Raw genomic sequence first — 24,426 nt, 5'->3', positions numbered from 1 at the left:
AGCGCGAGCGCGCGAGCTTCAGGGTCGGCCGGGATCACTTGCCGCCGTTGATGATGGCCTTGGTGACCGCGCCGTCCTTGACGCCCCACTTCGCGACGATCTTGTCGTATTCGCCGTTCGCGATGATGAGGGCGAGCGCCTGCTGGAGGGCGTCGCGCAGCTCGGTGTTGTCCTTGGAGACGGCGATGCCGTACGGGGCGGCGTCCACCTGCTCGCCGACCAGCTGGAAGTCCTTGCCCCCACCGGAGGTCTTCACCGCGTACGCGGCCACCGGGAAGTCGCTGGACCCCGCCGCGGCACCCCCGCCGCGCAGCCGGGTCTGGGCCTCGGTGTCATTGCCGAACGCCTCGACCGCGATCTTCCTCTTGCCGCTCTTCTCGCACTTCTTCGACTCCGCCTTGGCCAGATCGTGCGAGACGGTGCCGCGCTGCACGACGATCTTCTTGCCGCAGAGGTCGTCCCAGGTCTTGATGGACTGATCGGCACCCTTCTTGGTGTAGATCGAGACGCCGGCGGTGAAGTAGTCGACGAAGTCGACGCCCTCGCCGGCCTTCTTGCCGGTGTCGGGGTCGACGCCGTCCTGACGGCCCTTGTTGTCGGTCATGGCCGACATGGCGATGTCGTAGCGCTGCGACCGCAGACCGGACAGCAGGGTGTCGAACGTGGCGTTGTTGAACTCGAACGTGACGCCGAGCTCCTTGCCGAGCGCGTTCGCCAGATCCGGGTCGAGCCCCATGACCTTGCCGTTCTTCTTGAACTCGACCGGCGGGTAGTTGATGTCGGAGCCGACCTTGATGACACCCGCGTCCTGGATCTTCTGCGGCAGCTTGCTGAAGAGCGGACCCTTGTCGGCGGCGTTGCTGGAATTGCCCTGCTTCGCCTTGTTGGTCTGGTCGCCACAGCCCGTCAGCAGCAGGGCGCCCACGATCGCGACGGCGCCGACAGCGGCCGTCCGGGACTTCGTGGTGACCCGACGGCGCGTGAAGCTGGCGGTCATGCTGGTTCCTCCGGCAGGGTGAGAGGGAGTCCGAGGGTCGGGAACACGCGTTTGGGTGTCGCGATCTCGTGTGATTGGGGCATCTTGCCATCTGGACGGGCACGCCCGGGCGGCGATCCATGTCAAAATCGGATAACGGGCGATCCCCGTGGTGCACAGGAAACGGACACCGGGCTGTACAGCCCAGGTGCGGGGAGCGGTACGAAATTGTGATCATGCGGCGAATGACGCGTGACAGCAGCATGCATATTCGAGGCTGCTTCGACCGCTTCCGACGGTTATGAGAAGTTTCCGAACACCACCGCAACGGAAGTCGCTCGTTCTGGGTGCACGCTTCCGGTAGAACAGACGGCTACCCCCCTCATCCGGGGCTCAGGACGCGAGTGCGACGCGTCCGGCGTCCGTATCTGATTCCGCGTGGCGGTCATCTGCCCCGCGGCACCGGACGCGGTGCCCGCCCGCCCCCAACCTGGGGCGGTTACCCTCGACAGAAAAACGACAAAGGGGTCTAAAAGTGGCAGCGGAGATGGTGAATCCTCGCAGCGACAACGCAAGCGACAGCGGCGAAGGAGCCGACGGAGTGACCGACGGAGAGCCCTTCGATCCCGCTTTCGCGCTGCACCGCGGCGGCAAGATGGCCGTCCAGGCGACCGTGCCCGTGCGCGACCGGGACGATCTGTCCCTCGCCTACACGCCGGGCGTCGCCAAGGTGTGCAGCGCAATCGCCGAACAGCCCGAACTCGTCCACGACTACACCTGGAAGTCCCAGGTCGTGGCCGTCGTGACGGACGGCAGCGCGGTGCTCGGGCTCGGCGACATCGGCCCGGAGGCATCCCTGCCGGTGATGGAGGGCAAGGCGATCCTCTTCAAGCAGTTCGGCGGTGTGGACGCGGTGCCCATCGCGCTCGACTGCCGGGACGTGGACGAGATCGTCGAGACCGTCGTCCGGCTCGCGCCCTCGTTCGGCGGCGTCAATCTGGAGGACATCTCCGCGCCCCGCTGCTTCGAGATCGAGCGCAAGCTCCAGGAGCGCGTCGATATCCCGATCTTCCACGACGACCAGCACGGCACGGCGGTCGTCACCCTGGCCGCGCTGCGCAACGCGGCCAAGCTGACGGACCGCGCCCTCGGGCAGCTGCGCGCCGTCATCTCGGGTGCGGGCGCCGCCGGTGTGGCCATCGCCCGGATCCTCACCGAGGCGGGCATCGGAGACGTCGCGGTCTGCGACCGCAAGGGCGTCGTCTCCACGGACCGCGAGGACCTCACCGAGGTCAAGCGCGAGCTGGCCGGCTTCACCAACAAGGCCGGACTCACCGGTTCGCTGGAGGCCGCGATGGACGGCGCCGACGTCTTCATCGGCGTCAGCGGCGGCACGGTGCCGGAGGAGGCGGTGGCGAAGATGGCGCCCGGCGCCTTCATCTTCGCGATGGCCAACCCCAACCCGGAGATCCACCCCGAGGTCGCGCACCAGCACGCGGCCGTGGTCGCCACCGGGCGCAGCGACTTCCCGAACCAGATCAACAACGTGCTCGCCTTCCCCGGCATCTTCGCCGGTGCCCTCCAGGTCCGGGCCTCCCGGATCACCGAGGGCATGAAGCTCGCCGCTGCCGAGGCCCTGGCCTCCGTCGTGGCCGACGAGTTGAGCGCGGACAAGGTCATCCCCTCGCCGTTCGACGAGCGGGTCGCCCCGGCCGTGACCGCGGCCGTGGCCGCCGCCGCCCGCGCGGAGGGCGTGGCGCGCCGCTGAGGTAGCCACATGGTCCGCCGACCGGCGCGCGGGGCCGGGTCGTCCACGGGACGGCCCGGCCCCGCTGTTGCGGCCGGGCGGTGTGACTCACATCGCGGCGTGGTTCCGTCGCCCTCCGACGCGGCCTATGGTCGGGATCATGTTCGCTGCCTACGCCGCACGTATCGACCGCGACCAGCCGCTCAGCGGCCTCGAACTGGGCGAGCGCCCCGAGCCGGAGGCGCGCCCCGGCTGGACGACCGTCAGCGTCAAGGCCGCCTCGCTCAACCACCACGACCTCTGGTCGCTGCGCGGGGTCGGGCTCGGCGAGGAGTCACTGCCGATGATCCTCGGCTGTGACGCCGCCGGGATCGACGAGGACGGCAACGAGGTCGTCCTCCACTCGGTCATCGGCCAGAGCGGTCACGGCGTCGGACCGCGTGAGCCCCGCACCATCCTCACCGAGCGCTACCAGGGCACCTTCGCGGAGAAGGTCACCGTCCCCACCTGGAATCTGCTGCCCAAGCCCAAGGAGCTGTCCTTCGAGGAGGCCGCGTGCCTCCCGACGGCCTGGCTGACCGCCTACCGCATGCTGTTCACCAACGCGGGTGTACGCCCTGGCGACAGCGTGCTGGTGCAGGGCGCGGGCGGCGGCGTGGCCACCGCCGCGATCGTGCTGGGTGCCGCCGCCGGGCTGCGGATGCTCGCCACCAGCCGGGACGAGGCCAAGCGCAAGCGCGCGGTCGAACTCGGCGCCGAGGGGGCGTACGAGCCGGGGGAGCGGCTGCCGCGGCGGGTGGACGCGGTGATCGAGACGGTCGGCGCCGCGACCTGGTCGCATTCGGTGAAGTCCCTCAAGCCGGGCGGCACGCTCGTCATCTCGGGCGCCACCAGCGGCCCCAACCCGCAGGCCACCGAGCTGAACAGGATCTTCTTCCTGGAGCTGAAGGTCGTCGGGTCGACGATGGGCGGCAAGGACGAGCTGGAGGACCTGCTGAGCTTCTGCGCGGCGCGGGGAGTGCGGCCGGTGATCGACTCGACGCTGCCGCTGGACCGGGCCCGCGAGGGGTTCGAGAAGATGGCGGGCGGCGATCTGTTCGGCAAGGTCGTACTGACGGTCTGAGGGGCATGGCGGTCTTGAGGGGCATGGCGGTCTTGAGGGGCATGGCGGTCTGAGGGACGGGCCCTGATCGGCGGTCATATTTGGCGGAAATTGCACCCTTGTTCGATCTTCCGCAGTCAAGAGCGATGCATTGCCATCACTCTCGGTGAAGGGTCTGGTGCTCTCCGAAGTCGGCGCGGATAATCGTGCCCGGGGGGATGCACATGACTGCTTCAGTACCGCCTTTGCCGAAAATCGAGTTGCTGATCGACGCGCTCGAACAGCTCGTCACCCTGCCGCCGGGCCGCCGCGGTCCGGCGCCGCAGATCCTGCTCACCCAGCTGACCGAGGGGCCCGAGGCCGGGCGGATCGCGGACGGCCTGTGCGCGCGCTTCAGCGCGGGCGGCCGCGCCCGTGTTCCGTTCGCCCAGGTGGCGGGCGAGGCCGAGGCCCCGCGTCAGGAGCACGTGGGGGCGACGTTCCAGAAGATCGAGGAGGAGCTGCTGCGCAACCGGCCCGGCGGCTTCGGCAGACTCCGGCTGCCGCAGTTCCGGCTGATGTGCGGCATCGTCGAGGCCGACCTCGCCGGATGCCCGTCCGGCACCCAGGCCACGGAGTTGCGCAACCGGAGTTACGAGGCGCACTGCGCCCGCTCGGTCTTCCTGAGCGCCCTCCAGGCCGTGAGCGGCGGTGAGGAGCCGCCGCCGAGCATCCCGGGCACCGCCTGGTACTGGCTGCGCCGACCGCTGTTCGGCCTGCTGCCGCGCTGGTGGTACGGGCGGCGCCATGGCCGCCGGATGACCCGCAAGGGCAGCTGGTACCGCACCTGGGCCGAACTGCCCGAGGGCGGGCCCGGCTTCTTCGCCGACGCCTGCCGGCTGACCGTGGGCGCGCCCGGCGCCGCGCGGCGCGAGCCGATCGTCGATGTGCTGCTGCGGGCGCTGCTCGCCGACCTGGAGCGGGCCTTCCGTCATCCCCGGCTCTCGCCGTGGGGGCGGCGCCGCCGCCATCGCGTCGTGCTCGTCTTCCCGCAGCCCCCGGCCATCGGGGACGACACCGGGCGGCTGCTGGAGCAGTTCCCCCAGGCGGTCGAGCACACGGGATGCACCGGGGTCATGCTGACGGCCGCGGTGCGCCCGGGCCGGGAGCGCACCGAGAGCTTCGCCGAAGCCGCCATCACACTGAAGTCCTGGATCGGGACCACCGGTGCGGGCGGCGCCCGGGTGGTCCGGGTCGGCGTCGAGCCGCATGCCGACGACGAGGACGCGGCCCGCTGGCTCGGCCGCTATCCGGAGATCGCCGTCGGCAGAAGCCGTTCCGACGCGGCGCCGCGGGTGGAGGCCGCGGTCGCGGCGGTGGCGGGCGTCACGGTGCTCGGACTGCTCGGCGGCTATGGGGTGGCCGTGGTGACGGCGCGCAGCGACACCGCCTGCCTCGGTGGCAGCGGCGGTGACAGCGCCGGGCGGAGCCGCCTGCCGAAGAAGAGCCCGCAGGAGGTCTACCAGCAGGCGGTGGATGCCATCGACGAGCAGAACGAGAAGGCGGTCAAGGCGGCCCGGTCCGGGGCCGTGGTCCGGACGGTCGGCTATCTGGGCGTGCCGGTGACGGCCGACGACTGGAGCGAGACCAAGTACAGCGGCGCCATCCCGGAGGTGCGCGGCATCGCGCTGGCCCAGGAGGAGATCAACGAAGAGGCGGCCGATCAGAAGAGCAGTAAGGTCTGGCTGAAGGTCCGCGTGATGGACGCGGGCGAGCGCTTCTCGGAGGCGCCCGCGGTGGCCGAGAAACTCAAGAAGGAGATCAAGGCCGCCGAGCGGGCCGGGGAAGGTGAACAGTTCCTGGGTGTGGTCGGCCTCGGCCAGAGCCGCCCCGACACGCTGCGCGCCCGGGACATCCTCGCCGGGGCCGGGCTGCCCCTGATCGGCACCGCCGCGACCGCCGAGGAGATGCAGAATTCGCCGATGTACCGTCAGGTCGCCCCTGACAACCACCGGGAGGCGGGCATCGCGGCGGCCTTCGCACGGCACGCCAATATCGTGCAGACCGGGCCGCGGACGTGCGCACCCGCCAGGAAGGCGGTGGTGATCGGGGATCCGACCGACATCTACAGCGCGAATCTGAGCGACCGCTTCGCCGAGAAATTCGGGGACGTCCACCACATCTGGTATCCGGTCCGGCGTCCCTCCGCCTCGCCGTCGGCGGAACAGAAGGCCCGAGGGGACGAATGGGTCTCCCACACCTCCCAGATGGTCACCAGCATATGCCGGAGGCTCAAGGAGGAACCGCGCACCGTGGTGTACTGGGCGGCCCGCGCCCATGAATTCCAGAATTTCCTCACCGACTTCGACCGCCTCACCGGCTGCAACGGCCAATCGACCGTGCTCGGCGGCAACGACCTCGACAATGCGGTGGTCGAGCAGCAGCGTCCCAGCGAGAAGCACCTCAGGCTGCGGCTGTACTACGCGGCACAGGCCCTGGCGAAGGACAGCTCGCCCAATGTGAAGGGCGACGACTTCCGCCGGAGGTATGCCGCCGCCTATAAGAGCGACCTGTGGAGCAATGACGCCAGGGTGCCGCTCGCCTCGGACGCGCTCGGTGTGCTGTCCGAAGGGATCAGCGCGGCGTACCAGAGCGCGGGCACGGCGCCCTTCGGGCGGGGCGGAGTGCAGTCGGCGCTGGATCGAGGGGTGGGCGGAGCGGAGGGGCTGCGCGGGGCCACCGGTTCGCTGATCTACGGCGAGGGCGCCAAGGTGCCCGTCAACAAGCGGCTGCTGATCCTGCACGACACCAGGGGCGGATCGCCGGAGATCGCGCTGGAGTGCGGCATACGCGACAGCGGTGACGAGGCGAAGACCTGGGGACCGAGGGGTGCGTTCGACTGTCCGCGCGACCAGGACGACGACGAGGACGGCAAGGGGGACGACTGAGACGGAGGGGAGGACGGATGATCAGCGGTCCTGCTGTTCCTCGGCGAACGCCCAGCCCGACCACCGGGTGACCTCGATGGCGATCACCGGGCCGCGCGGTGGCCGGTCGGCGTACTGCGGGTACTTGTCGACCAGCCGCCGCACCGGCTCCGCCCGTTCGGCCGCCGCCTCGGCCGGGACGATCCGTGCCACACCGTCGGCCCGCACCCACCACAGCTGTCGCCAGTCCTCGTCGTAGTGGTCGACCAGGAGGGAGACCGCAGGGTTGGTGTGGATGTTGCGCAGCCGCTTCAGGTCCTGGTGGCGCTTGGGCTTGTGGTCCACGGCGGTGACTACGGTGTCCATGCCGTCGGCGCCGTCGGTGCCGTCGGCGCTGTCCGGGGCGGTGAGCGCGAAGGTGGCGGGCACGAGATGCGGTCGGCCGCCCTCGTCGGTGGTGGCCAGCCGCAGCACCCGGGCGCGGGCGAAGCGCCGCCGCGCCTCGGGGGTCTCCAGTCGCATACCGGCGAGGCTACTGCGGCGCTCCGCCCCATGGCCGGACGAAGCGCCGTCGGGCGAAGCCTGTCGGACGGGCGACCGGGTCTACTCCTTGTCCGGGCCGCGCAGCAGACCGGTGATCCGGGCCGCCGTCGCCGCCAGCTGACGGTGGGCGTCGGCCAGTTGGGTGTCGGTCACCCCGTGGTCCCGGGCGGTGTCGCGGATGTCGTCGCGGAAGCGGTCGAGCAGCCGGTCCAGATCGCGGGAGGGGTTGCCTGACGGGGTGAACTCCCCGGCCCATGCGGGCTCGGCCGTCGCGCCGCCCTCGGCGTCGCCGCCGGTACCGGTGGCGGTGCCGGTGGCGTCCCGCTGGGCGGTGCCGGGTCCCGGTTGCGGTGCGTCCGTGCGCGGGGCGGTGGTCTTCGTTCCCTCGTCCGCGTCCGTCCACCCCGACGGGGACGCGCCCTGCCGGGAGAGGCGGCCCATGCTGCGCGACACCTCGGCCAGCCCGTCCCGCACCGCCTGTTGCCAGTCGCCCGCCCGGATGTGCTCCTGGGTCTGCTCCTGGACGCGCCGGGCGACCCGCTGGACCTCCTCGATCGCGAACTCCTGAGCGTCCCTGGCCTGCTTACGGGCGCGCTGGGCGTCCTGCCGGGCGCGGCGGCTCTCCTCCTTCGCGCGGCGGGCCTGCTCCTTCCACTCGTCCTTCGCCCGCCGCATCTCCTCCTTCGCCTGCCGCCAGCCCTCGCTGTTGTCCCATGAACCCCCGTCCCAGGGGCCGTGTTTGCTCTCGCCGCCGGAGGCACGGGCCTGCTGGGCGGCCTCCCGCATCTCCCGCCGCAGGTCGTCGGCGGATCCGCGCACGTCCTCGCGGATCTCGGCGGCGAGTTCGGCCACCGATTCGCGGATCTCCAGCTCCAGGTCGGCCAGCTCGCCGCTGCGGTCGGCCAGTTCGGCGCGTCCGGCGTCGGTGATGGAGTAGACCTTGCGGCCGCCTTCGGTGGTGTGGGTGACCAGGCCCTCGGCCTCCAGCTTGGCCAGGCGCGGGTAGACGGTGCCGGCGGAGGGCGCGTACAGCCCCTGGAAGCGCTCCTCCAGCAGCCGGATGACCTCGTACCCATGGCGCGGGGCCTCGTCGAGCAGCTTGAGCAGGTACAGGCGGAGTCGGCCGTGGGCGAATACGGGGGGCATCAGAGGACCTTTCCCTGGGAGCCGCCGGTGTTGCCGGTGCCGCTGCCGGTGGTGCTGTCAGAGCTGCCGGTGCCGCCGGAGCTGTCAGAGCTCTCGTCGGCGTCCTCGTCGGTGGGCGGGCGCCGCAACAGCGCGATCGCGCCGGAGACGGTGGTGGCCTTGAGCCTGCCCCGGCCCGAGCCCAGGTTCCCGGTGATCCGCTTGGCGCCCCACTGGCCGGTGACACGCAGGTCCTCGAAGGCGTTGGAGACGGGCCCGCTCGCGGTGTTGGCCTCGATCCGGGCGTCGGCGGGGTGCGGCAGCCGGATGGCGATCTCACCGGAGACGGTGGTGAGGCTGATGTCCGCGCGCTCGGCGGTGGGGGCGAGGTCGAGCACCATGTTGCCGCTGACGGAGTCGGCCTTGACGACCGGTCCCGAACCCTCGATCACGGTGAGGTCGCCGGAGACCGAGTTGAAGCGCAGATCGCCGGTGACGGCCTGGGCCTCGACCCGGCCGGAGACGGTGTCCGCGCGCACCGGGCCGGTCAGCCCGACGAGGGTGGCGTCGCCCGATACGCCGCGCAGATCCGTCCGGCCGCCCAGCCCGGAGGCGACGGCGGAGGCGTTGACGACCCCGATCGAGGCGGCGGTGCCGGTGGGCACGGCGAGGGTGACGTGGACGGTGCGGTGGAAGCCCTTGCGGTCGAGCCATTTGAGCAGGCCCTTCCAGGGGAGGTCGTCATACGCGACGCTCAGGGTGCCGTCCTCCAGGGTCACCTTCAGCGGTGGCCCCTCGATCTCGGAGAGCTCCAGCCGTGCCGGGCCGCCGTCGGTCCCGACCACGTTGACCGTGCCGTCCACGATGCGGACGTGGAGCGTGGAGACGGGCTCGTCGAAGGTGAGCTTCTGTGGTTCGCCGAACGACCACTCTGACCGGGCTGACATCCCTGGCCTCCCCTGGCTGGATGCGGTCACGCAACATATCGTGTCCGATGAGAAACACGATATATCGTGGATCGCTGGAGTCAAGCCCCTCGCGGGCAGGGGCGGAGGCGCCTGGGCCCGGACGTCGCTACCTCATTTATGTATCCCGCGTGAACCACGGCGATGGTTTCCCTGTGACATAAATCGCCTGTTGCCAGAGCCAATGCTGCTCCAGGGATTTCGGCTAGAGCGTCACTAGAGCACTGGTAGAGCATCATGGAGTACGAATGTTCGAGACTGTTACCTTCGTGCCTTCAGAAATCGGGAAGGAAGAGGGCAGTGAAGGTAATGACGTCACAACCCTTGAAATGCTCGGTACCAAACGATTCTCAGGATCTGCGCTCCGTTGCCCAGTTGCTCTTGCGGGCAGCGCATCATCACCCCGATTCCGGGGTACGTTACGTGACCGCCGAAGCGGGGCGCGACGCAACACGCCAGCCCTATCCGGAACTTCTGCGATCCTCGCTGCAACTCCTCGCCCCGCTCCGCGGGCACGGGCTGCGGCCGGGCGACACGGTGGCCCTGCTGCTGGACGGCCAGCGGGAATTCCTGACGGTCTTCTGGGCCTGTCTGCTGGGCGGGTTCGTGCCGTGCCCGATGGTGCCGATCCCCGGTGACCCGGCCCGCTGGTCCGCGCAACTTTCCCACGTCAACCAGCTGTTGGACCGTCCGCTGCTGGTCACCACCGAGGCGATGAGCGCCGAGCTGCCGGACGTGCCCGGGCTCACCGTGGCCACGGTGGAGCACCTGCGGGACGCGGAGCGCGCATCCGCCGCCGACGGCGGATCGTCGCCCGAGGTGCACATCGCGGCGCCGGAGGATCTTGCCCTGCTGGTGCTGACCTCCGGCTCCACCGGGAATTCCAAAGCGGTCATGCTCACCCATGGAAACCTTCTCGCATCCATGGCGGGAAAGGCCGGTAAGCAGCGGCTCACGGATGCCGATACGACCTTCAACTGGATTTCCTACGACCATGTCGCCGCACTGCTGGAAGCGCATATGCTGCCGCTGTACGTCGGCGCCGAACAATTGCATGCGGAAGCGTCGGTCGTCCTTGCGGAACCGCTGAATTTCCTCCGCATCATCTCCCGTCACAAGGTCACGATGACCTTCACTCCCAATTTCCTCCTCGGCCCGCTGAATGCATCGGTGCGGGAGCTGTCCGAGGAGATATCGGCGGGCGGCGAGGCGCTCGACCTCGGCTCGCTGCGGCATATCGTGAGCGGCGGCGAGGCCAACGTGGTCGCCACCGGCGAGGCGTTCCTCGCCCACTACGCCCCGTACGGCCTGCGGCCCTCCGCCCTCTGGCCCGCCTTCGGGATGACCGAGACCTGCGCCGGGTCCGTGTACAACCGTGCCTTTCCCGTCACCGACGTGGGCCAGGAGTTCGCCAACCTCGGCACTCCCGTCGAGGGGCTGAGCATCCGGGTCGCCGACGACGACCACCGGCCACTGCCCGCGGGCGAGGTCGGGGAACTCCAGCTCAGCGGGCCGATGATCACCGGCGGCTACTACCACGACGAGGCCGCCACCAAGGAGGCGTTCACCCCCGACGGCTGGTTCCGCAGCGGCGACCTCGGCCGCATCGACGACGGTCGGCTGACCCTCGTCGGACGCAGCAAGGACAGCATCATCGTCAACGGCGTCAACTACTTCAGCCATGAGATGGAAGCCGCGCTGGAGCAGCTCGACGGGGTGGCGGGCGGCTATGTCGCGGCGTTCCCCACCCGCCGCCCGGGCAGCGACACCGAACAGCTGGTGATCGCGGTCCACCCCGAACTCGCGGACGACGACGAGCCGGGACTGCACCGCCTGATCACCGCGGTGCGCTCCACCGTGGTGATCCACTGGGGCTTCCGCCCGTTCCTCATCCTGCCGCTGCCCAAGGACGCGTTCCCCAAGACCAGCCTGGGCAAGACGCTGCGCCAGCGGATGCGCAAGCGGCTGGAGTCCGGCGGCTTCGACGACGTCATCCAGCGGGTGGCGGAGCTGACCACCCGGCGCCTGGGCGGCCACACCCCGCCAGAGGGCGAGACGGAACGGGTCCTCGCCGAGATCTACGCCGAGATGTTCGACACCGACCCGGAGGCGATCAGCGCGACGGCGAGCTTCTTCGACCTCGGCGGGACCTCGCTGGACATCCTGCGGCTGCGGCGCCAGGTCACCCGGCGGCTCGGGGTGGCGGATCTGCCGATCATCACCGTGCTCATGGCGCCCTCGGTGCGGCAGCTCGCCGCCCGGCTGACCGGGGGCGGCACGCCCGCCGCCGAGGCGTACGACCCGATCGTGCCGCTCCAGACGGGCGGCGCGAAGACCCCGCTGTTCTGTGTGCACCCGGGCGTCGGCGAGGTCCTGGTCTTCGTCAACCTCGCCAAGTACTTCGTCGGCGACCGGCCGTTCTACGCGCTGCGCGCCCGCGGGTTCAACGAGGGGGAGAAGCCCTTCGAGAGCTTCCAGGAGATGGTGGACTGCTATGTGCGGGCCATCCGCGCCAAGCAGCCGCACGGCCCGTACGCGATCGCCGGGTATTCGTACGGCGGCGCCGTGGCCTTCGAGATCGCCAAGGTGCTGGAGGCGGAGGGCGAGCGCGTCGACTTCACCGGCAGCTTCAATCTGCCGCCGCACATCAAGTACCGCATGGACGAACTCGACTTCATCGAGACCGCCGTCAACCTGGCCTTCTTCCTCGACCTGATCAACAAGAAGCAGTCGCTCGACCTCCCGGGCGAGCTGCGCGCCCTGCCCCGGCGGGAACAGCTCGCGCATCTGCTGGGAATCGCCCCGCAGCGGCGGCTGGCCGAACTCGACCTGGACCTGGACAAGCTCACCGCCTGGGCGGAGCTGGCCCACGGGCTCACCAGCCTGGGCCGTACGTACCAGCCCAGCGGCACCACCCGGTCCATGACGGTCTTCTACGCCATCCCGCTGCGCGGCACCAAGGAGGACTGGCTGAACAACGAGCTCCGGAGATGGGACGAGCACACCACGGAGCCGAACCGGTACCTCGACGTACCCGGTGAGCACTACACCCTCATGGGTCCCCAGCACGTCGCGACCTTCCAGGCCATCCTCCGCAGGGAGCTGGACCGCGCACTGGGTGACGCATGACCAGGACCGTCACCGACGACGGCGGCACGGAAAAGGAGAAGAGCACGGTGGAAGGCAAGAAGATCCTGGTCACCGGCGCCACCGGGCAGGTCGCCCGGCCGGTGGCCGAGGCGCTGGCGGCGCACAACGAGGTGTGGTGCCTGGGCCGGTTCGGCACTCCCGGCGTCGAGGAGGAGCTGCGCGCCCTCGGCATCACCACCTTCCGCTGGGACATGAACGACCTGGGGGAGTCGGGGTACGAGGGGCTGCCGGACGACTTCACCCATGTCTTCCACTCGGCGGTGCGGCGCGGCGAGGACGGCGACTACAACGCCGCAGTCGAGGTCAACTCCATCGCCACCGGGCGGCTGATGACCCACTGCCGCACCGCCGAATCGTTCCTCTTCGTCTCGACCGGCGCGCTCTACAAGCGGCAGACCCTCGACCACCCGTACGCCGAGGACGACCCCATCGACGGTGTGGCCGACTGGCTGCCCTGCTACCCCGTGGGCAAGATCGCCGCCGAGGGCGCGGCGCGCGCGTTCGCCGGGGTGCTGAACCTGCCGACCACCATCGCCCGGCTCAACATCGCGTACGGTCCGGGCGGTTACGGCGGGGTGCCGATGCTGTACTTCAAGCGGATGCTCGCGGGCGAGCCGATCCCGGTGCCCGTCGAGGGCCAGAACTGGTGCTCCCTGCTGCACACCGACGACCTGGTCGCCCAGGTGCCCGCGCTGTGGGCGGCCGCGGCGTCCCCCGCCACCCTCGTCAACTGGGGCGGCGACGAGCCGGTCGGGATGACCGATCTGGTGCGGTACCTGGAGGAGCTGAGCGGGATCGAGGCGCGGCTCGTACCGAGTGAGGTGACGAGGGAGACGTACCAGTTCGCCCCCACCCGCCGTCGCGAGATCACCGGGCCGTGCCGGGTGCCGTGGCGCGAGGGCGTACGCCGCACGCTCCACGCCTTGTACCCCGAGCACATCAAGCCGCAGTACGCCGCCTGAGAAGCCTGCGCAGACGCGAGAAGAGATGACAGCCGTGGCATCACGAAACATCGAAACGATCCGCGCGTGCTACGCGGGATTCCGGGACCGCGACATCGAGGGCATCCTGTCGGGCATGCACCCGGACGTCGAGTGGGTCCACCCGGCGGGGATGGCGAAGTACGGCCTCGGCGGCACCAAGCTGGGCCACGCGGGGATCAAGGAGTTCCTGGCGCACGTCCCGAGCGTGCTGGGCGGGATGAGACTCGCGCCCGAGGAGTTCATCGAGCAGGGCGACCGGGTCGTGGTGTTCGGCACCCGGGAGGTGACGTCCCGCGGCGGCAGAACCGTGACCCTGGACTTCGTCCACTCGTGGACGATGCGGGACGGCAAGGCGACGAGGATGGAGGACATCTTCGACACCGTGGCGTTCCACGAGCTGATCGAAAGCTGACCTTCCCTTGGAGCAGTCCCAGGCCGCCCGCCCCCGTTGCCGCGGGGGAGGGCGGCCCGCCTGTGGGGGCCTGATGCGGGATCAGACGGTGGTGACGACCTCGTCGTACGCCAGCCGCGGCAGCCGGCCCATCCACGCGTCCGGGCCCGGCTTGCCGATGTTGACGACGCAGATCGCCTGGTGGCGGCCGTCGCTGAAGAACTCCTTCGACACGGCGGCGGCATCGAAGCCGATCATGGGCCCGGCGGCCAGCCCGGCGGCGCGCACGCCGAGGATGAAGTACCCGACCTGGAGCGCGGTGTTGAACCGTGCCGACCCCTCGCGCATGCCCGGATCCGCGAAGATGGCCTGCGGGTTCTCCATGAACGGCACGAGCCGCGGCAGCTCCTCGTGGAAGTCCAGGTCCGCGGCGAGGACGGCCACCAGCGGCGCCTTCGCCGTCTTCTCCTGGTTACGCCCCGTCATGTGCGCCACCAGCCGTCCCCGGGCCTCCTCCGACCGCACCATGACGATGCGCAGCGGCTGCTGGTTCATCGAGGTGGGCGCGTACTTCGTCAGCTCGTAGATGGCGCGGACCTGGTCCTCGGTCACCGGCTCGTCGGTGAAGGTGTTGGCCGTACGGGCCTCCAGGAACAGCTGGTTCTGCGCCTCCGGCGCGAGGGTGAGGTGCCGCAGGGCATCGCTGTTCTCCGGTGCGCTCATGGAGTTTCTCCTCAAGGTGCGTACGCGATGGTCAATTAAATGGACTGGACGGGCTAGTCCATCGCAGTGAGGGAAGGCTAGACTCACAGGTCCATCGAGGGCAAGACCGGCTGACAGCGAGGAGGTTGGACCGTTGCGGACGGACAACGGTCCGCGGCGCGGTGCCGCGGGACGGCCGGCGGGCCCGCAGCCCGCCAAGCGCCAGGCGATATTGGAGGCGGCTGTCGCCGTCTTCCTGCGCGAGGGCTACACACGGGCCGGTGTCGACGTCATCGCGGACCAGGCCCGGGTCTCCAAGCAGACCGTCTACAACCACTTCGGCGACAAGGAGCGGCTGTTCCTCGCCGCCGTCGACGGCGAACGGGAGCGGGTCGCCGCGGGCTTCGCCCCCGCGTCGCTCAGCACCCCCTCAGCGGAGGACGCGGAGGACGACGAGCGGGACGTCCGCGCGGCACTCACCGCCTTCGGCCACCGCGTCCTCGACGTACTCCTCGACGAACGCGCCTCCGCGCTGCGCCGCCTGATCATCGCCGAGGTCGCCCGCCACCCCGCGCTGCGCCCGGCCTGCGCCGAGGGCGAGCCTCAGCAAATGGTGAAGTACCTGGCCGAAATGCTCGGCCGTCGCACCGACCGGGGCGAACTGGACGTCCCCGACCCCGCCTCCGCCGCCCAGCAGTTCGTGGCCCTGGTCGTCCAGCAGGGCCTGTACCAGTCGATGTACGGCACCCGCCCGATCGCCGCCGTCGATGCCACGGCCATCTGCGAGAAGGCCGCCGACCTGATTGTCCGCGCGTACCGCACATGACGTGCGAGGAGGTGGCACCCATGCGTGCGAACGTTCTCGGACCGCTGACCCTGCGCCACGGCGCTCTGTCCGGAGTCCCCAGCGCGATGAAGCCGCGCAAAGTCCTGTCCCTGCTGCTGCTCAGCGACGGCCGCATGGTGCCGGTGCAGTCGCTGATGGCCGAGCTGTGGGGCGATCAGCCGCCGCGCACCGGGCTCACCACCCTCCAGACGTACATCCTCCACCTGCGCAAACTGCTCGCCCAGGTGCTCGGTACGTCCTCCGCCACGGTCACCCGTGACGTCCTCCAGACCAGGCCCGGCGGCTACGCGTTAGTCCTGCGCCCCGGTCAGCTCGACGTCCACGACTACCGCGGCCTCGTCGCCCAGGCCGAATGCGCCCTGGAGGTCGGCGACGAACGCGCCGCCGATGCCGCCTTCCGGCAGGCCCTCTCCCTCTGGCAGGGCCCCGCCCTGGTCGACGTCGCCCCGCACGGCCGCCCGCTCCAGGCCGAGGTCGCCCGGCTGGAACAGTCCCGGCTCACCGTCATCGAGCGCGGCATCGAGACCCGGCTGCGGCTCGGCGCCCATCTCGAAGTGCTCAGCGACCTCGCCTCGCTCGTCGTCGAACACCGCTTCCACGAGGGCCTGCACAGCCAGTACATGCTGGCCCTCCACCGCTCCGGCCAGCGCACCCGCGCCCTCGGCGTCTACCAGCGGCTGCGCATGACCATGGCCGAGGAACTGGGTCTGGAACCCTCCGCCAAGCTCCAGCGCCTCCAGCAGGCCGTCCTGGTCTCCGACCCCCGCCTCGACCACGAAGCGGGCACCCCGGGGCGCGGCCCGGTGGTGGCGTAAGGCTTACGCCGTTTCCTGCTCCCAGGGCAGCCGGGTCAGGGCCAGCTCCGCGAGCCGTTCCAGATCGGCGCGGGAGGCGCCGTACGCGGCCTGGACGGCCATCCCCTCGGTGAGCGCGAGCACATAGCGCGCCGCGTCCCGCGGCTCGACGGTCCCGGGCAGATCGCCGGACCGCCGGGCGTCCGCGAAGCGCTCGGTCAGCATGACCTCACCCGCCGCGCGGCGGGTGCACACCTCCGCCTTCGCCTCGCTCGCCGCGTCCCCGGTGGCCAGCGCGCCGTGGACCATCAGACACCCGGCCGGGGTGTCGGCGCCGGTCGTGGCCTCGACCGAGCCCTTCAGCCACCGGCGCACGACCTCCCGTATGCTCCCGGCCTCCACGGCCTGCGGGCCGTACGCGAAGACGGTGCGGGCGTAGTGGTCGACGACCTGCCCGAACAGGCCCGCCTTCGAGCCGAACGCGCCGTAGATGCTGCCCGGCTTCAGGCCGGTGGCGGCGGACAGGTCCGCCATCGTGGCGCCCTCGTACCCCTTGGCCCAGAAGACGCCGAGCGCCGCCGACAGGGCCTGTTCGGCGTCGAATTCGCGGGGCCGTCCCTTCGCCATGCCGGTCCTCCCATTTTTTAGCGCCCGTTCAAGATAGCACTTGCGCGGCCGCGGGACGCATGACATCTTGAACGCCCACTCAAGAATTCGGGAGTTCACCATGTCACAGCCGCTGAACGGCAAGGTCGCACTGGTCACGGGCGGTTCACGGGGAATCGGTGAGGGCATCGCCCGCCGCCTCGCCCGCGAGGGCGCCGCGGTCGCCGTCACCTACAACGCCTCCGCGGACCGCGCGGAAGCCCTGGTGAAGGAGATCGTCGCGGACGGCGGACAGGCACTGGCCCTCCAGGCCGACGCCGCGGACCGCGCGTCCGTCCGTACGGCCGTCACGGAGGTCGCCGAACGGTTCGGGCGGCTCGACATCCTGGTCAACAACGCGGGAACCGGCATCATGCGGCCGCTCGAGGAGCTGACCGACGCGGACTACGACCACGTCGTCGCCGTGAACCTGCGCGGCGTCTTCGCCGCCACCCAGGAGGCCCTGCGCCACATCGGCGACGGCGGTCGCATCATCACGATCGGCAGCATCAACGCCGACCGCGTCCCCTTCGAGGGCGGCAGCCTCTACGCGCTGACCAAGGCGGGCGTGGCGGGGTTCACCCGCGCCCTGGCCCGCGAGGTCGGGCGCCGCGGCATCACCGTCAACAACGTCCAGCCCGGCCCCGTCGACACCGACATGAACCCGGCCGACGGCCCCTGGGCGGCAGCCGCCATGCCCCACCTGGCGGTGGGCCGCTACGGCACGGCCGACGAGGTGGCCGGTCTCGTCGCCCATCTGGCGGGCCCCGACGCCGCGTACATCACCGGTGCCTCCCTCGACGTCGACGGAGGCTACGCGGCCTGAGGGCGCCGCCCCTCTCGTCAGATGTCGTCGTCCTCGTCATCGAGCCGCGCCAGCCAGGTCGCCAGCCGCTCCACCGGAACCTCGAAGTCCGGGTTCAGGTCGACGAACGTCCGCAGCTGCTCGGCGAGCCACTCGAAGGTGACCTGCTCGTCGCCGCGTCGCTGCTCCAGCTCCTCGATGCCGCGGTCGGTGAAGTACAAGGGTTCGCTCCGGGGTGGGTGAGGCGGATCTACCGGCCCAGGATATGCGGCCCTGCCCGGACGCTCAGCCGCAGCCGGCCAGTGCGTCGATCAAGCCCCGCGCCTGGGGCGCCCCGTGCCGGAGGAGCAGCGCGGCGGTGGTGTGCAACTCGTTCCAGGCGTGAGGCCGCCCCACGTCCGAGGCGTCGGTGGCACAGCCGAGTGCGGTGTGTGCGGCGGCGTCGGCATGACCGGCCGCGGCGAGCGCGTGCGCGAGGCACGCGCCGTACCAGGACCGGTCGCGCCGGTACGAGGCCGGAAGGGCGTCGATGCCGGTGCGCAGCAGGTCGGCAGCGGCCTCCCAGCGACGGAGATGCATAGCGGTCATGCCGCGCTGAAGGGTGAACCAGTTCTCGCCGTAGAAGTACATCCACGGCGGCTCGTCCTCCGGTCTCTCGGCGGCGCGGGCGATGAGGTGCTGCGCCTCGTCGAGGAGACGGTGGGCCGCGTCGGCCTCGCCACTCAGCGCATATCCGCGCGCCTCCATCTGGGCCGCCATGCCCTGGACGCCCCGTGACGTCCCGGGCGAGGCCCAGCGGGCGGCCTGCGCCAGCCGGGCACAGCGGCGGCCGTCGCCCGCTGACCAGGCCAGGTGTGCCTTCATGCTGAGCGTCGTGGCCGCCATGTCGGCGCCGGCCGCCTCCATGGCCCAATCGTGGGAACGGTCGTACCAGGCCAGAGCGGCCGATGAGTTCCCCTGGTCCTGCGCCATCCACGCGAGGAACTGCGCGTGCTCGGAGGCGAGTCGCACGACGCGGGTGGCCACGTCACCCGAGGCCGCGTCGTGGAGGCCGACCACGGTGGCCAACTGCTGTCGCATGATCCCGACGAGCGGGCGTGATCCGATGTCGTCCTCCGCCTTACGGTGCTCGGCCAGCAGGCGGTCGAGCCAGTCGAGCGTCGAGCTGTCTGCGCGGGTGGCCCCACGTACGGTCTTCGTCAACCGGTCGAGCAGATCGGGATCCGGGGCGAGGGAAGGCAGCTCAAGCGATGCGACGGGAGCTGTTTCGTCAGCAGCCGCTTGTGACTGGTCGCTTTCCCAGGGGCGGGGGCTGAGACCCGCCAGGTGGCCTGGGATGCGTAATGCGTCGGCGATCTGCGTGATCTTTTCGTACGTGGTGATGGTCCCCTCGCCCCGGGCCAGCTTGCCCACGCGCTCCGGTTTGATGCCGCAGGCGTCCGCGATCTTCGAGAAGCTGATCCCGCCCCATTGCCGGGCCAGCTTGAAGACGGCCCCGAAATCATGGCGCTCCAGCGCCCTCCGTACGTCGGATCGATCGAGGACGTGGGGAGGAAGTGCGGCAGGCGAGAGGTAGTTGGACATGTGATTCCCAAGTTTCGGTGACGAGAAGGGGATATCAGCACTCTCAAGCCGGATTGTACCCATCATGGGGATACCTCTGATGGCAATGGGACTTCCCCCGCAGCGGCACGCTGGTGACACGGGACAGACGAAGGGAGCCAACTCCATGGGCAATCACGGGAAGCCGTCGGCGCCGAACCCGCAGCCTCAGCCGCCGTCGCCACGGGACAGCGACGGTCAGCATCCGGATGTGTCGAAGCCCGGAGGTGGGACGCACCGGAAATGAGCCTCGATGACATGCGGGCCCAGGCCGCCGAGACCCTTGACGGCCTGGAGGGGTTCGCCGAGCGGTGGATGCGGGAGGTGTTTCTCAAGGTGCCGCGCCACGCCTTCGTACCCGACACGGTGTGGGTCTGGCGAGACGACGCCTACCGCCCGCTGCGTGCCGCCGATGACCCCGGAGCGTGGGCCGCTCTGGTCCACGATCCGCTGGCCTCCGTCGTCACCCAGGTCGACGACGGGGCGGCCGGGACCGAGGGCACGCTGCCGACCAGCTCCATCAGCGCCCCCGACGCCGTGTTCACCATGCTCGCCGCCGCGGATGTGCGCCCCGGCATGCGGGTGTTGGAGATCGGCACCGGCACGGGGTACAACGCCGCCCTGCTGTGCGAACGGGCCGGTGCGGTGAACGTGACATCTGTGGAGGTGGACGCCGGGCTGGCGGAGGTGGCCGCCCGGCGGCTGGCCGAGGCCGGGTATCACCCCCGCGTGGTGGCCGCGGACGGTGAGGACGGCTGGGCGCCCGAGGCCCCGTACGACCGGGTGCTGTGCACGGCCTCGCTCCAGCGTGTCCCCTTCGCCTGGGTGGAGCAGACCCGCCCCGGCGGGCTCGTCGTCACGCCGTGGAAGACGACGCTCCAGCCGCACGGGATGGTGCGCCTCCGTGTCGCGGACGACGGCGCCTCGGCGAGCGGCCACTTCGATCAGCCGATGTCGTTCATGGATCTGCGCGGCCAGCGCCGACCGGAGTCGCCGCTCGGAGCGGTGTACTCCGCCGCGTCCTGGGAAGAGAGCCGCGACAGCCGTACTGACCTCGATCCGTCCTTCCTGAACACCGACTTCCACGCCCGCTTCGCCCTCGGGCTCCTGCTTCCCGGCGTCCACTGGGATGGCGACGGATGGCTCGCCACCACCGACTCCTGGGCGTATGTGTGGGAGGGCGGTGTCTATCAATGGGGGCCCCGCGACCTGTTCCATGAACTGGAGCGTGCGTATCAGTGGTGGCGGGAGGCCGGTTCGCCGGAGCTGTACGACTTCGGCCTCACCGTCACCGCCGACGGCCAGACCGCGTGGCTCGGCAGCCCCGGCGCGGTCATTCCGTCGTCCGGCTGAGCAGCCAGGACACCACCGCGCGGACGGCGCCGGTGAGGGCGGCGGCGGTCAGGGTGAGGAGGGCGGTGGGGCGGCGGTTCGGCATCTTCGTCCTGCTTTCGTGAGACCGGCGAGGGGCGCCGGCGGTACCTTCACGATGTGCGGGGCCTGGGGTGTTGCGGCAGGCCGCACGTGTTGCAGAGGGCCGCAACGGGGGAGGGGCGCCCATGACGGACGAGGCGGTCGGCGGGGAACTGGTGCCGGAGCGGCGGATCGGGGACCTCAAGCCGATCCCCGACAAGGTGAAGCCGGAGTGCCGGGAGCTGGCCCTGAGCATGCGGGAGCTGTTCGGGGCGGTGGGGGTCTCGCTGCGGGTCTTCGCCGTACGGGTGCACTACGACGCGGGAACCGTCTCGCGCTATCTCAACGGGACCGCCGTGCCGCCCGCCGAGTTCGTGGACCGGCTGTTCACGCACGCGGCCAAGGCCACCGGGCGGGCCTCCTCGGCGGAGGTGACGGCCCATGTGCACGCCCTGCAACGGCGGGCGTTGCAGGTCACCAACAAGGTGGGCTGGGAGCTCCAGCGGCTCCGTGACCAGCTCGCCGACGCCGACCGGCAGAGGCAGCAGGCCGAGGTGCGGGCGGAGGCGCTGTCGGAGGCGTTGCTGGTACGGAAACAGCGCATCGCCGAGATGGAGGTCGAGCAGCGGCAGATAGCGGTGTCGGCCTCGATGGAGCGCGATGAGCGGGAGGCGGAGGTCGACCGGCTGCGCGGGGAGCACGAGGGGTTACGCACGGAACGGGACCGGCTGCGCGAGGAAGTCGCCCGGTTGCAAGGTGAGTTGACGCAGGCCCGGCGGCAGGCGCTGGAGGCCGAGCGGCGGTGCGAGGCGCTGGAGCATCAGCTCCAGGCGGAGGAGGAGGCGGCCGGGGAGCAGGCCGAGGCCGAGGATCCGGCGGAGCACCGGTTGCAGGTCGCGCATGCGTGGGCGCGGCAGCTGGAGCGGGAGCTGATGGAGTTGCGGGCCCGGGAAGAGGGCGCCCGTTCCGGGGCCCCGCCTTCGCGGGCTCCCCGTGCCTTCGCCGTCGTCCACGCGGACGAGGACCGGCAGTGGGCGGACTGGATCGCGCACCTGCTGCGGGCGAACGGACAGCGGGTGGTAGCGGTGGGCTGGGAGCGCCCCTTCGCTGACGATGTCACCCAGATCCTGTTGTTCAGTGAGCACTTCTTCGTCGCCGGAGTCCGTTCGAGTATCGACTGGGAGGAGACCATCGCCCACCTGCCGGTGGCCGTGGTGGTGGGGGACTGCGTATTGCCCCCTGCCGTGAACCCGCTCGTACCCCTCGATCTGCGGGGGCTGGACAGGAACGCGAGCGAACGGGTCCTGCTGCGCAAGCTGGACGTCGTGCCCTCGCCCGCCAGACCCTCGGCTGTCGCCGGCGTGCCCGCCGTCTGGGACGGAGTGCCGCGCCGCAATCCGCGCTTCACCGGGCGCGACGCGCTGCTCGTCGCGGTGCACGACCGCCTGGAGGCCGCCCCCGCCGACACCGCGGTGGTCGCGCTCGTCGGGCTGCCGGGCATCGGCAAGACGCAGCTCGCCGCCGAGTACGCCCACCGCTTCGCGGGCCGGTACGACATGGTGTGGTGGGCCTCCGGGAGCGACCTGACCACGCTGGAGGGGCGGCTTGCCATGCTCGCCCCGGACGGTTCGGTCCGGGGCGCGCTGGACGCCCTGCGCCGGGGCGATCCGTACGAACGCTGGCTGCTGGTCCTCGACGGCGCCGACGACCCGGAGTCCATCGCCGACCTGCTGCCCGCCGGGCGGGGCCATGTGCTGATCACCTCGCGCAACCGGGCCTGGGCCGACCACTACGCCGAGCTGCTGGACGTACCCCCGCTGAGCCGGGAGGAGAGCGTCGCGTTCGTACGCCGCCGGGCGCCCCGCATCGGGGAGGCGGACGCGGACCGGCTGGCGGCGGCCGTGGAGGACCTGCCGCTGCCGCTGGACCAGACGGCGGGCTGGCTGGACGGCTCGTCCACGCCGGTGGCGGAGTACGTCCGGATGGTGAGCGACGGCGAGCCCAATCCGGTGCGGGCCGCGGCCGACTACCCGATGCCGTACCACTCCACCTTCAAGGACCTGATCACCCGGCTGCGGGAGACCACCAAGGCCGCGGCCGAACTGCTGAACCTGTGCGCCCTCTTCGATCCCGGCCCGGTCCCGCTCGCCCTGCTGCGCGCCGTCCCGGCGGACCAGGTCTCCCCGGCGGTGGCGGCGCTGCTGGAGAATCCGAGCCAACTGGATCTGGCCATGGGCAAGCTGGTGCAGCGGTCCGTGGTGCGGGTGGCGGACGACGCCGTGTGGATGAGCCGCTTCGTCCGGGACGCGGTGCGGCGTCGGGCGCCCAGGAATGCCCGGTTGGTGCGCAGGGCACTCGCCATGGCGGACCCGGGCCGCCCCGATGACCCCACCACCTGGCCGCGGTACGCCGAACTCCTCCCGCATCTGGAGTCGTCAGACACCACGTCGCGCGGGATCGTCCTCGGGTTCGTGCGGTATCTGACCCTGAGCGGCGACTACGAGAGGGGCATGCGTCTCGCCGAACGCGTCGGGGGCGACGCTCACGATCTGACGGTGTGCCGCGCCACGCTGCTGCGCGAGACCGGCGACTACGCCAAGGCCGAGGCGCTGGACCGGTCGGTGCTGGTGGACCTCGTCGAGGCCGACGCGCCGGGCGCGCCGCTGGCCATGGCCCGGCTCGCCGGTGATCTGCGGGGGCTGGGCCGCTATGACGAGGCCTACCAGCTGGCCTGCCAGCAACGCGACCTGTGTGCCGTGCGCTTCCCGGGCGGCGGCTTGGATGCGTGGCTCGCCCACCGGAGCGTGGCACGTTCGCTGCGGATGCTCGGCCGCTATACCGAGGCCGCGGAGATTTCCGGAATCGCCTTGGAGGGCCTACGGGACGAGTTGGGCCCGGGGGCGCTGCCGACCCTGTCGGCCGAGACCGACCTCGCCTACGATCTACGGCTTTCCGGCCGCTACGAGGACGCCCTGCTCCTCCAGAAGGCCAGTGGCAAGCGGCATCGCGAGGTCCTGGGTGATGAGCACCCGTGGACGCTGGTCGCCGCGTATCACCGCGGATTGTGCGAGTGGTCGTATGGCGCCACGAAAACCGGCCTGCACCGGATCCGCGACGTGCGCCGGCGCGCGGAGCGTGTACTCGGCGCAGAGGCCCCGACATCCCTGGTGATCGCCTCGGGTCTCGCCCGCAACCTGCGGCGAACCGGGAATCTGGGGCAGGCGGCGGAGATCAGCGAGCCCCTGGCGGCCCGTTACGACGGATGGCTGGGGGCCCGGCATCCCTACACCATCGGAGCGCGGGCGAACCGCGCGCTGGTCCTCATGGGAGCGGACGACAGGGCGCGGGCGCTGGAAGAGACCCTGGCGGACATGACTACCGCGCTCGGGCCCCGCCACCCCTGGACGCTGGGCATCGCGCTCAACGCCTCGGCGATCCAGTCGCCCACGGACGCCTGCGCGATGAGCCGGGAGACCGCACACCGGGCCGCCAAGGTGCTGGGGGAGCGGCATCCGCTGACCCTGCTGGCCCAGGTCGCGCTGGCCGCGGACCTGCGCGCGATCCGCGGCGGACGGGACGAGGCGGATGTGATCGAGGAGGTGGCCCTGCGCGCGCTGGGCGCCGTTCTGGGGCCGGACCACCCCGAGACCGTGGCGGCCCGCGACCGTATCCGGCCCGTCTGGGACTTCGAGCCGCTGCCGATCTGAGCAGCGGGCCCGTACGCCGGAAG

At 70.8% G+C, this 24,426-nt stretch carries 19 protein-coding genes; 11 read left to right on the top strand and 8 right to left on the bottom strand.

What is annotated here, in order from left to right; translation table 11 throughout:
- Positions 1-34: 34 nt before the first annotated feature.
- Positions 35-997 carry an ABC transporter substrate-binding protein gene (locus SSOG_RS15300; protein WP_009715130.1) on the bottom strand — a complete coding sequence of 321 codons (963 nt, stop codon included), beginning with the start codon at positions 995-997 and terminating at the stop codon, positions 35-37.
- Positions 998-1,511: 514 nt separating this feature from the next.
- Between SSOG_RS15300 and SSOG_RS15295 the strand changes: the two genes are divergently transcribed.
- From SSOG_RS15295 to SSOG_RS15285, 3 genes are all read left to right on the top strand, one after another.
- Complete coding sequence (locus SSOG_RS15295) at positions 1,512-2,744, top strand: NAD(P)-dependent malic enzyme (protein WP_009715129.1); 1,233 nt, start codon at positions 1,512-1,514, stop codon at positions 2,742-2,744.
- A gap of 139 nt (positions 2,745-2,883) precedes the next feature.
- A complete protein-coding gene (locus SSOG_RS15290; protein ID WP_009715128.1) occupies positions 2,884-3,846 on the top strand; it encodes a zinc-binding dehydrogenase in 963 nt (320 codons plus the stop codon).
- Positions 3,847-4,049: 203 nt separating this feature from the next.
- A complete protein-coding gene (locus SSOG_RS15285) occupies positions 4,050-6,752 on the top strand; it encodes a type 1 periplasmic-binding domain-containing protein (protein WP_039941118.1) in 2,703 nt (900 codons plus the stop codon).
- A gap of 21 nt (positions 6,753-6,773) precedes the next feature.
- Here the strand turns inward: SSOG_RS15285 and SSOG_RS15280 are convergent, their stop codons facing one another.
- The 3 genes from SSOG_RS15280 to SSOG_RS15270 form a co-directional block, all read right to left on the bottom strand.
- Complete coding sequence (locus tag SSOG_RS15280; protein WP_039937656.1) at positions 6,774-7,253, bottom strand: TIGR03668 family PPOX class F420-dependent oxidoreductase; 480 nt, start codon at positions 7,251-7,253, stop codon at positions 6,774-6,776.
- An 81-nt stretch (positions 7,254-7,334) separates the two neighbouring features.
- Positions 7,335-8,420, bottom strand: a complete 1,086-nt coding sequence (locus tag SSOG_RS15275) for a PadR family transcriptional regulator (protein ID WP_009715125.1) — start codon at positions 8,418-8,420, stop codon at positions 7,335-7,337.
- Positions 8,420-9,346 (bottom strand): DUF4097 family beta strand repeat-containing protein, encoded by a 927-nt coding sequence (locus SSOG_RS15270; protein WP_050799876.1) that lies wholly within the window; start codon positions 9,344-9,346, stop codon positions 8,420-8,422. The genes SSOG_RS15275 and SSOG_RS15270 overlap by 1 nt, the downstream gene beginning before the upstream one ends.
- Positions 9,347-9,673: 327 nt before the next feature.
- Between SSOG_RS15270 and SSOG_RS15265 the strand changes: the two genes are divergently transcribed.
- The 3 genes from SSOG_RS15265 to SSOG_RS15255 are packed head-to-tail and all read left to right on the top strand — an operon-like array spanning position 9,674 to position 13,909.
- Positions 9,674-12,493 (top strand): non-ribosomal peptide synthetase, encoded by a 2,820-nt coding sequence (locus tag SSOG_RS15265; RefSeq protein WP_039937653.1) that lies wholly within the window; start codon positions 9,674-9,676, stop codon positions 12,491-12,493.
- Positions 12,490-13,476 (top strand): NAD-dependent epimerase/dehydratase family protein, encoded by a 987-nt coding sequence (locus SSOG_RS15260; RefSeq protein WP_009715122.1) that lies wholly within the window; start codon positions 12,490-12,492, stop codon positions 13,474-13,476. Before SSOG_RS15265 ends, SSOG_RS15260 begins: the two co-directional genes overlap by 4 nt.
- 34 nt (positions 13,477-13,510) lie before the next feature.
- Positions 13,511-13,909 (top strand): nuclear transport factor 2 family protein, encoded by a 399-nt coding sequence (locus tag SSOG_RS15255; RefSeq protein WP_039941116.1) that lies wholly within the window; start codon positions 13,511-13,513, stop codon positions 13,907-13,909.
- An 81-nt stretch (positions 13,910-13,990) separates the two neighbouring features.
- Here the strand turns inward: SSOG_RS15255 and SSOG_RS15250 are convergent, their stop codons facing one another.
- Positions 13,991-14,611 (bottom strand): malonic semialdehyde reductase, encoded by a 621-nt coding sequence (locus SSOG_RS15250; RefSeq protein ID WP_050799875.1) that lies wholly within the window; start codon positions 14,609-14,611, stop codon positions 13,991-13,993.
- Positions 14,612-14,744: 133 nt separating this feature from the next.
- On the opposite strand from SSOG_RS15250, the gene SSOG_RS15245 reads away from it, so the two are divergent.
- Positions 14,745-15,416 (top strand): TetR/AcrR family transcriptional regulator, encoded by a 672-nt coding sequence (locus SSOG_RS15245; protein WP_009715119.1) that lies wholly within the window; start codon positions 14,745-14,747, stop codon positions 15,414-15,416.
- A 20-nt stretch (positions 15,417-15,436) separates the two neighbouring features.
- Positions 15,437-16,252 (top strand): AfsR/SARP family transcriptional regulator, encoded by an 816-nt coding sequence (locus tag SSOG_RS15240; protein WP_009715118.1) that lies wholly within the window; start codon positions 15,437-15,439, stop codon positions 16,250-16,252.
- Between the two features lie 3 nt (positions 16,253-16,255).
- Here SSOG_RS15240 and SSOG_RS15235 read toward each other — a convergent pair whose 3' ends face one another.
- The gene (locus tag SSOG_RS15235; RefSeq protein ID WP_039937650.1) at positions 16,256-16,858 is read right to left on the bottom strand and encodes a TetR/AcrR family transcriptional regulator; all 603 of its coding nucleotides are present in this window, start codon (positions 16,856-16,858) and stop codon (positions 16,256-16,258) included.
- 100 nt (positions 16,859-16,958) lie between these two features.
- Between SSOG_RS15235 and SSOG_RS15230 the strand changes: the two genes are divergently transcribed.
- Positions 16,959-17,702, top strand: a complete 744-nt coding sequence (locus SSOG_RS15230) for a 3-oxoacyl-ACP reductase family protein (RefSeq protein WP_009715117.1) — start codon at positions 16,959-16,961, stop codon at positions 17,700-17,702.
- A 17-nt stretch (positions 17,703-17,719) separates the two neighbouring features.
- On the opposite strand, the gene SSOG_RS15225 is transcribed toward SSOG_RS15230, so the two are convergent.
- Complete coding sequence (locus SSOG_RS15225; protein ID WP_009715115.1) at positions 17,720-17,902, bottom strand: DUF6104 family protein; 183 nt, start codon at positions 17,900-17,902, stop codon at positions 17,720-17,722.
- Between the two features lie 64 nt (positions 17,903-17,966).
- Positions 17,967-19,265 carry an NsdA family TPR-like regulatory protein gene (locus SSOG_RS15220; protein ID WP_009715114.1) on the bottom strand — a complete coding sequence of 433 codons (1,299 nt, stop codon included), beginning with the start codon at positions 19,263-19,265 and terminating at the stop codon, positions 17,967-17,969.
- 261 nt (positions 19,266-19,526) lie between these two features.
- Between SSOG_RS15220 and SSOG_RS15215 the strand changes: the two genes are divergently transcribed.
- Both SSOG_RS15215 and fxsT read left to right on the top strand, forming a co-directional pair.
- Positions 19,527-20,636: a methyltransferase domain-containing protein gene (locus SSOG_RS15215; RefSeq protein ID WP_009715113.1), complete on the top strand. Its 1,110-nt coding sequence runs from the start codon at positions 19,527-19,529 to the stop codon at positions 20,634-20,636.
- Positions 20,637-20,842: 206 nt separating this feature from the next.
- Complete coding sequence (fxsT, locus tag SSOG_RS15210) at positions 20,843-24,403, top strand: FxSxx-COOH system tetratricopeptide repeat protein (protein WP_050799874.1); 3,561 nt, start codon at positions 20,843-20,845, stop codon at positions 24,401-24,403.
- Positions 24,404-24,426: the final 23 nt, after the last annotated feature.

Origin of the sequence: Streptomyces himastatinicus ATCC 53653, assembly GCF_000158915.1 — a bacterium.
Taxonomy (GTDB): Bacteria; Actinomycetota; Actinomycetes; order Streptomycetales; family Streptomycetaceae; genus Streptomyces; species Streptomyces himastatinicus.
Note: the sequence above shows the minus strand (reverse complement) of the source record. Positions and strands in the feature narration are given on the sequence as shown.